A 6982-nucleotide genomic window follows, 5' to 3' on the forward strand; every position below is an offset into this window, starting at 1 on the left:
AATCAATCCGCATGCCCATGGGATAACATCGCTTCGATTACCGTGGCCCGATTCTGAACCGCACCAGTTTGCAGATACTCCATCGCTTTCAACGCCGCCTCATGAGCCTCTACAGACGATCCGCCCACGCAATCCTCAACGACACGGCAGAAATAGTCGGACTGATGCCCATCCACGAACGTGTAGTGAACACAAACATCTGTCAGACCACCGCACAGGAGCAGCGTGTCGACCTTCTGGCCGCGCAATAGAATCTCAAGATCAGTTCCGAAGAACGCAGAATAGCGCCGCTTTGGGATGATGTAGTCGCCTTTGCGAAATCCCATTTCCTCTTTGGCGACTTCCGTACGCGGATCGCCCTCAAGGCAATGGACGTCCTCATCGCCGTCCAATTCCCGACCGAAGTCGATCAGATCCGGACGATGGACTTCTTGGATGAAGATGACGGGGATATCTTTCTCATGCGCAGCATCGACCAGATCGCGCGCAGCGATCATGCGATCCTTGTAACCCGGCATGTTGTCGATGGAACGCACCTCGCTGTTGTCGATAAAAGTGCTTTTCTGAATGTCGATTACGATGAGCGCGGGTCGCCCTTCGATCAGGTTTCTCGCTGTTTTGGTTCTTGTCGTCATTGTTCGTGTCCTTTCGTCTTAATGCGCATCTGAGCCGAGCAGAAACATTCCGAAAACCAGAAGTGTCAAACCCGCCACGTTGGCTGTGCTGAGATTTTGATTAAAGGCAATCACGCCGACCAGCACCGATCCGACAGAACCGATACCTGTCCAGATCGGATAGGCGATACCAAGCGGCAGTCGGGTCATCGCAGCGTAAAGAGCAACGAGGCTCGTGATCATCGCGATGAGCGTCAGAGCGCCAAGTGTCCAAGAGAAAGCAATGCCAAGCTTTTTGAGCCCCGTCGCCCAAACGACTTCCAGTGCACCTGCGATGATAAGAAAAATCCAAGCCATCTTGACCTCCACTTTTCGCAGGTCGTCCTGACTATTGCCCTGTCGTGGCCGGGTCGTCCCGGCAGGCTCCGAAGTATCGGGTAAACGTGGGATCACGAATTGTCAATTTTTCAGTCGACAAATAGAAATGTGGAGGCGGACCTTCTGTCGTTGAGTGTGAAGGTCGGCTCCGTCCTGCATAGCGAACCTCTGTAACGCTTCCAGACGTGCTCAAGTAGATGCACACGCGGCGAATGACGGCAACGAGCCCAAACTGTCGGATGCTGCGCTGCGCATAAAGGTCCGCTTCGGTTCTTGTAGAAGAAATTTTGATGCACATTTTCCGTTCGTAACTCAGTAGAAAGAACCTTCCCAAAATGAGCGCGACACTTCTTGTCTTTGTGGGTCTCTTCGGCCTGATCGTTGGCGGCGAATTGCTTGTGCGTGGCGCGGTGTCGTCCGCGAAGTCGTTTGGCATCTCACCTATGGTCATCGGTATCACTCTGGTAGGATTTGGCACCTCGTCTCCGGAGTTGGTAACGAGCTTGCAAGCTGCACTATCGGGGTCTTCTGGAATTGCAGTCGGAAACGTCGTCGGCAGCAATATTGGAAACGTGCTGCTGATCCTTGGCATTGCCGCCTTGATTGCGCCAATTGCAGTTGACCCGAAAGCGTTTCGGCGGGACGGAACCGTCGTCGTCCTAGCAACCCTCCTTTGCCTCGGAGCTGTTCTTTGGGGAGAAGTTGGCCGGTTAATCGGTGCCGCTCTGGTACTCGCCCTGGCCGCATATCTGGGGTTCACGCTCTGGACTGAAAAACACAGCGGCGGGACACCTGCGGCGGCTGTCTACGAGAGTGAAGCCGAGACCGTACTGGGTCCTGAGACGCCGCTGGCCGTGTCCTTGATCCTCGCGCTGGCAGGGTTGGTGATAACCATTATAGGGGCACGGTTCCTGGTCTCAGGCGCGGTGACCATCGCTCAGGCTGCAGGACTGTCGGAAGCAGTGATCGGTCTGACAATCGTAGCAATCGGGACATCTATGCCTGAACTTGTGACCTCGATCATTGCGGTTCGGAAAGGTGAAGGCTCTGTGGCGCTCGGCAATGTGCTGGGCAGCAACATCTTCAACATACTCGGCATCCTAGGCATCACTGTTCTTGTCCAACCCATGCAAATACCGAATGAGATTATCCGCCTCGATATCTGGGTGCTGTGCGCGACCACGGTCTTGCTCGTTGTTTTCGCCCGCAGTGATTGGACCATCTCTCGACGTGAAGGCGGTCTATTTGTCTTAGCTTATGCCACTTACCTAGCTGTGCTTCTGATCTGACACTAGGTTGTTGAGAGGCGTTGAACAAAAGCGGTCGTTGGACCAGCTCTGGCAGACGGCAGCTTCGTCCCGCACAGCGGACAATGGACTGCCCCCACTTGCGATCGAGCAAGATAGCCGCCGGGCAGTGCCGGTCCTCTGCGGCTCACAAACCGCTGATGGGGTGACCGCTGGCGCTTTGGTGACGGTATACGTGAGGTTGATGGTTTGGGATGTGCTTGGATCCCAGAGGCTCCAAACTGGTAAGGCGGCAAGCGGCACCGCAAAGTGTGCCACTGCCCGCCTGATCAGAAGCGCGTAAGGTGGGCATAGCCCGCCCCAGACATCAGCTCTGCTTGATCACCTGTGTATACTCCAGCTCCACCGGAGTTTCGCGACCAAAGATCGAGACGGAAACCTTCAAGCGCTGGTTCTCGTCGTCGACTTCCTCGATCATACCGTCGAAGTCTTCGAACGGGCCATCGCCAACCTTGACCTTCTCACCCACCTCAAAGTGGATAAGCGTGCGTGGCGCATCTTCGCCTTCCTGAACGCGGCCAAGGATGCCCTGAACCTCTGCGTCACGCATCGGCATCGGCCGGCCTTGTGGCCCCAAGAAACCCGTGACGCGGTTGATGGAGTTAATCAGGTGGTAGCCCTGATCGGACATTTCCATGTGCACCAGAACGTAGCCGGGCATAAAGCGACGCTCGGTTGTCACCTTCTTGCCGCGCCGCACCTCGATCACTTCTTCGGTGGGCACCAGTACTTCGTCGATCTGGTCCTCAAGTCCTTGCTCTTCCACATTCGTGCGGATTTGCTCGGCGATCTTTTTCTCGAAGTTGGAGAGGACACTGACCGAATACCAACGCTTTGCCATCTGAACTTATGTCCCTGTCTTGCGATGCGGCCGGCGGCCTGCCATCTGATCCGTGAATTCCTGAATAAAAAAGGGCGCGCGGGCTCGATTCGCCGCACGCCTCATCAGGTCTGGATTGCGAATAGCTGCTGAGCGATCAGGATTCAAGCCTGAGGACAGGATTTTTGGTCCGTGCCTGCCGCGCCGCCGCGTGTTCAGCCAAAGATGCCCAGCACACCGTTCAAACCGCTACGGATGATGATATCAACAATAGCAAAGAAAACAGCCGTCAGTGCAGCAAGGATAAAGACCATGATCGTGGTCAGTACCACTTCGCGGCGTGTGGGCCAGACGACCTTGCCAACTTCGGCACGCACTTGCTGAATAAACTGAAGTGGATTGGTCATCGCCATGTCGCTTTTCCTAAACTGTCCGTTGTTGGCATCTAACGGGTGAAGCATGGGGTTTCAAGCCCGCAGAATGCCGGGACGATGCGAGAAAGATTCAGGCACCGCCCTCGCGCAAATCCGAAAAACGACGTTCGAGGGCGGCATCGTGGCGGCTCTCTGCCGCTTCCAGCTCACCAAAGTCCGGCAGGTACAGGCCGTCAACCGACCCTTCAGGGAAACGATCCAACACAGCGTCCCACTTCATCGCGAAGGCATCAAGCTTTTGATGAAGCTCGGCCGCGCGGGAAGGGCGGCGCTGCGCATACCAGCGGGCCAGTCCCATGGCACGACGCCAGAAACCGTCATACCCGAGGATCAGGAAAACGCCGACCATGACAAACAGGCTCAGGAAAAAGAGACCGATCACGAGCCATGGGCGAAACAGAACAAGCAAGGCGATGCTGAACAGGATCATATGCTTGGGTGTTGGCCGGTACGACATAATCCTGGCTTTCAGCCCGGGTGCGGCGGCGCGGCGCACAGGCTCATTTGGAAGATCGGCAAAGGCCTCCTGCTGAGGCTGGCCCTTTGGGGAAACAGCGGGCGCTTCCAGCGGTGCGGCAGCAGAACGCGTACGGCGGGGCGCTACAGGAGCAACAGGCACTGCCTGCGCGGGTGCTTCGGTCTGGCGTTCAGGAGCAGGCTGGACAGGCTCGGTTGCTTCCGTGTGCAAGAGTTCCCGAATAGCGGCCAGCGCATTTGGATCCAAGTCGGACGGCGGACCGGCATCGGGGCTTGTGTCCGCCTGCTGTTTGGTCTGCATCTCTGTCGCCATGGTCGTTTCCCTTGCCCGGTTTTCAATCTGGGGTACCCAAGGTTTCGGACGGTTGCAGGGCGTAATTATGGCAACAATATGGCAAATGGTGTAGGCGCTTTGGCGAATGTACCGCCTTACGCGTTACAGGTCACACCGGCGGCGGTTGGTACTGTCACATCATATCTGGAAATCTGGCAGGGGCTGAGGGACTCGAACCCACGACCCTCGGTTTTGGAGACCGATGCTCTACCAACTGAGCTAAACCCCTATGCCGTGCGGTTGCCTAGTCCCAATTTGCGCGGCAATCAAGGCCAGATCGTACCCAATCACAGTTTTTAGGAACATTGAGCCATCGAGCGGCGTTTCATCTCCAACGCAATTGATGATGCGAATAGGAGATACACAATGGCACTTAACAATCTGCACGACGTTTACCATGATCAACTTCAGGACCTCTACAGCGCTTGCAAGCAATCTTTGGAAGCCACAACAGCACTGGGCCGCGCTGCGTCCGACAAGGAACTGAGCGAGGCGCTTATCGCCGGTTCCAACGGCATCGCAACCGGCATGGACAAGCTGAAATCAATCTGTGCCACCCATGACATTGATCCCGAAGGGGAGCACTGCAAAGGCATGGAGGGTCTTGTTACAGAAGCCCACGCACATGTGCTGGACGAAGAGTTCGGTGACGATGCTACCCGCGATGCGATGATCGTCACGCAGTACCAGCGCATGGTGCATTACGCCCTCGCAGGCTACGGCTGCCTTGTGGCCTTTGCCAACCGTCTCGACCTTGATGAAGACGGTGCGATTCTGCAGGAGCAACTGGACGAGACCTATGATGGCGACCGCAGGATGACAGAGATTGCGACCAACGGCGGCATCAACAGAAAAGCAGCCTGATCGCTTTCAATACACGTAAAAGCCCACGCAATACGCGTGGGCTTTTTGCGTTTAAGCACCCTACGGCTGTCACCCATCCCCAAACGCAGATCCCATTGATCAGAAAGGACCAACAGCAGCACGCGCCAAGGCACCCACATCCCCGCCGCATATCTCAGCCTCGTGGGCGAGAATTTTTTCAATAGGCCAGTCCCACCAAGCAGTTTGCAAAAGCTGCTGTACGTCTTCCGGCGTGAACCTTACGCGCCGAACCTGTCCGGGATTACCCGCCACAATCGAATACGAAGGCACCGTTCCAGACACCACCGCCCCCGCACCGACAATGACCCCATGGCCGAGTTGCGCACCGGGCATGATACGCGCGCCCTGCCCTATCCAGCAGTCGTTCCCGATCACCGTGTCCTTCGCTTGGCTCCCATCCGGCATCGAGGGCCGCCCCGCCATTTCACCTCCGCCAAATATCGCAAATGGAAACGAGGAGATACCGTCATACCGGTGGTTCGCCGATGACGTAATGAACGTGACCCCATCAGCAATCTGGCAGAACTTACCGATACGTAACTTTTCAGGGCTGGCGGGATAGAGATACGGCGCAAGGTGCGCGGCCCAATCGTCGGGCGGCGTATGGGCACTGGCGTAGCTGTACGCCCCCGCTTCGATCCGCGGATGATCTATTGCTGCGGCAAGAAAGACCGAACCGGCGTGGACCGTGCCATCGGCAAGCTTGATGGGATGCTTTTCGGTAGGTTCGGCAAAAACAGGAGTATCGGGCATCTTGGGCATGGCTGGCTCCTCGCTAGGATAGTCATACCGCATCACAGGATGGACGAAACGTCCACCTCCCTCCTGTGCCCCTCTCCGGCATTTATGAAGAGGTATCGCGCGTGGCGGCGACGCACCGGCGGTGACAAGCTGCGCGGGATGCGCAAACGTAAAAGGCCGCCCCGGTGTGGAGCGGCCTTTTGTATTTCTTGAGCAACCGAGCCGACACCTTGCTCTCGTGATCTTTTCCTCAAGGGGAAAAGACACTGCCACAAGGCGTCGCACCGGCAACAACGCCGATGTGTTGTTGCTTATTCAGTGATCTTGGAAACCACGCCCGCGCCAACGGTGCGGCCGCCTTCGCGGATCGCGAAACGCAGGCCCTGCTCCATCGCGATCGGCGCAATCAGCTCGACGTCGAACTTCAGGTTGTCGCCAGGCATAACCATTTCAGTGCCTTCTGGCAGCTGAACAGTACCGGTGACGTCTGTTGTCCGGAAGTAGAACTGTGGACGGTAGTTCGCAAAGAACGGCGTGTGACGGCCACCCTCTTCCTTGGTCAGGATATAGGCTTCGGCTTCGAACTTTGTGTGCGGGTTCACGGAACCGGGCTTACAAAGAACCTGGCCACGCTCAACACCTTCACGGTCCACACCACGCAGCAATGCGCCGATGTTGTCGCCCGCTTCACCACGGTCCAGCAGCTTGCGGAACATTTCAACGCCTGTGCAGGTCGTCTTCTTGGTGTCGCGGATACCAACGATCTCGATTTCGTCGCCAACGTTGATCACGCCACGCTCGACACGGCCTGTCACAACTGTACCACGACCGGAGATCGAGAATACGTCTTCCACAGGCATCAGGAACGGCTGGTCAACCGCACGTGCAGGTGTCGGGATGTATTCGTCAACAGCTGCCATCAGCTTTTTGATGGAGTCTTCGCCGATCTCGTTGTCACGGCCTTCCATGGCTGCCAGAGCGGAACCAGGAAT

At 56.7% G+C, this 6982-nt stretch carries 9 protein-coding genes and 1 tRNA gene; 2 read left to right on the forward strand and 8 right to left on the reverse strand.

The annotated features are described in order from the left end of the window. Positions 1-2: 2 nt before the first annotated feature. Positions 3-635: a cysteine hydrolase family protein gene (locus tag Z946_RS0103340; protein ID WP_025054321.1), complete on the reverse strand. Its 633-nt coding sequence runs from the start codon at positions 633-635 to the stop codon at positions 3-5. Between the two features lie 18 nt (positions 636-653). After that, positions 654-971 carry a DMT family transporter gene (locus Z946_RS0103345; RefSeq protein WP_025054322.1) on the reverse strand — a complete coding sequence of 106 codons (318 nt, stop codon included), beginning with the start codon at positions 969-971 and terminating at the stop codon, positions 654-656. A gap of 356 nt (positions 972-1327) precedes the next feature. On the opposite strand from Z946_RS0103345, the gene Z946_RS0103350 reads away from it, so the two are divergent. Further along, on the forward strand, positions 1328-2281 hold the full coding sequence (locus Z946_RS0103350; RefSeq protein WP_025054323.1) for a calcium/sodium antiporter: 954 nt from the start codon (positions 1328-1330) through the stop codon (positions 2279-2281). A 325-nt stretch (positions 2282-2606) separates the two neighbouring features. Here Z946_RS0103350 and nusG read toward each other — a convergent pair whose 3' ends face one another. The 4 genes from nusG to Z946_RS0103370 form a co-directional block, all read right to left on the reverse strand. After that, entirely contained in the window at positions 2607-3140 is a 534-nt protein-coding gene (gene nusG, locus Z946_RS0103355) for a transcription termination/antitermination protein NusG (RefSeq protein WP_025054324.1), read from the reverse strand. A 194-nt stretch (positions 3141-3334) separates the two neighbouring features. Further along, positions 3335-3532 carry a preprotein translocase subunit SecE gene (gene secE, locus Z946_RS0103360; protein ID WP_025054325.1) on the reverse strand — a complete coding sequence of 66 codons (198 nt, stop codon included), beginning with the start codon at positions 3530-3532 and terminating at the stop codon, positions 3335-3337. 91 nt (positions 3533-3623) lie between these two features. Continuing rightward, positions 3624-4343, reverse strand: a complete 720-nt coding sequence (locus Z946_RS0103365; protein ID WP_025054326.1) for a hypothetical protein — start codon at positions 4341-4343, stop codon at positions 3624-3626. Between the two features lie 174 nt (positions 4344-4517). Next, a tRNA-Trp gene (locus Z946_RS0103370) sits at positions 4518-4593 on the reverse strand. A 137-nt stretch (positions 4594-4730) separates the two neighbouring features. Here Z946_RS0103370 and Z946_RS0103375 point away from each other — a divergent pair. Continuing rightward, entirely contained in the window at positions 4731-5228 is a 498-nt protein-coding gene (locus Z946_RS0103375) for a ferritin-like domain-containing protein (RefSeq protein ID WP_025054327.1), read from the forward strand. A gap of 99 nt (positions 5229-5327) precedes the next feature. Here the strand turns inward: Z946_RS0103375 and Z946_RS0103380 are convergent, their stop codons facing one another. Beyond that, positions 5328-6011 (reverse strand): CatB-related O-acetyltransferase, encoded by a 684-nt coding sequence (locus Z946_RS0103380; protein WP_025054328.1) that lies wholly within the window; start codon positions 6009-6011, stop codon positions 5328-5330. Between the two features lie 290 nt (positions 6012-6301). Then, a partial coding sequence (locus tag Z946_RS0103385) for an EF-Tu C-terminal domain-related protein (RefSeq protein ID WP_025054329.1) occupies positions 6302-6982 on the reverse strand: 681 nt, incomplete at its 5' end.

The organism is Sulfitobacter noctilucicola (assembly GCF_000622385.1).
Lineage (GTDB): Bacteria > Pseudomonadota > Alphaproteobacteria > Rhodobacterales > Rhodobacteraceae > Sulfitobacter > Sulfitobacter noctilucicola.

Excerpts from the sequence above, each read along its gene's own strand:
- Z946_RS0103375 (WP_025054327.1), top strand. The coding sequence starts at position 4,731 with ATGGCACTTAACAATCTGCACGACGTTTACCATGATCAACTTCAGGAC.
- secE (WP_025054325.1), bottom strand. The coding sequence starts at position 3,532 with ATGGCGATGACCAATCCACTTCAGTTTATTCAGCAAGTGCGTGCCGAA.
- Z946_RS0103345 (WP_025054322.1), bottom strand. The coding sequence starts at position 971 with ATGGCTTGGATTTTTCTTATCATCGCAGGTGCACTGGAAGTCGTTTGG.
- Z946_RS0103380 (WP_025054328.1), bottom strand. The coding sequence starts at position 6,011 with ATGCCCAAGATGCCCGATACTCCTGTTTTTGCCGAACCTACCGAAAAG.
- Z946_RS0103340 (WP_025054321.1), bottom strand. The coding sequence starts at position 635 with ATGACGACAAGAACCAAAACAGCGAGAAACCTGATCGAAGGGCGACCC.
- Z946_RS0103350 (WP_025054323.1), top strand. The coding sequence starts at position 1,328 with ATGAGCGCGACACTTCTTGTCTTTGTGGGTCTCTTCGGCCTGATCGTT.
- Z946_RS0103365 (WP_025054326.1), bottom strand. The coding sequence starts at position 4,343 with ATGGCGACAGAGATGCAGACCAAACAGCAGGCGGACACAAGCCCCGAT.
- nusG (WP_025054324.1), bottom strand. The coding sequence starts at position 3,140 with ATGGCAAAGCGTTGGTATTCGGTCAGTGTCCTCTCCAACTTCGAGAAA.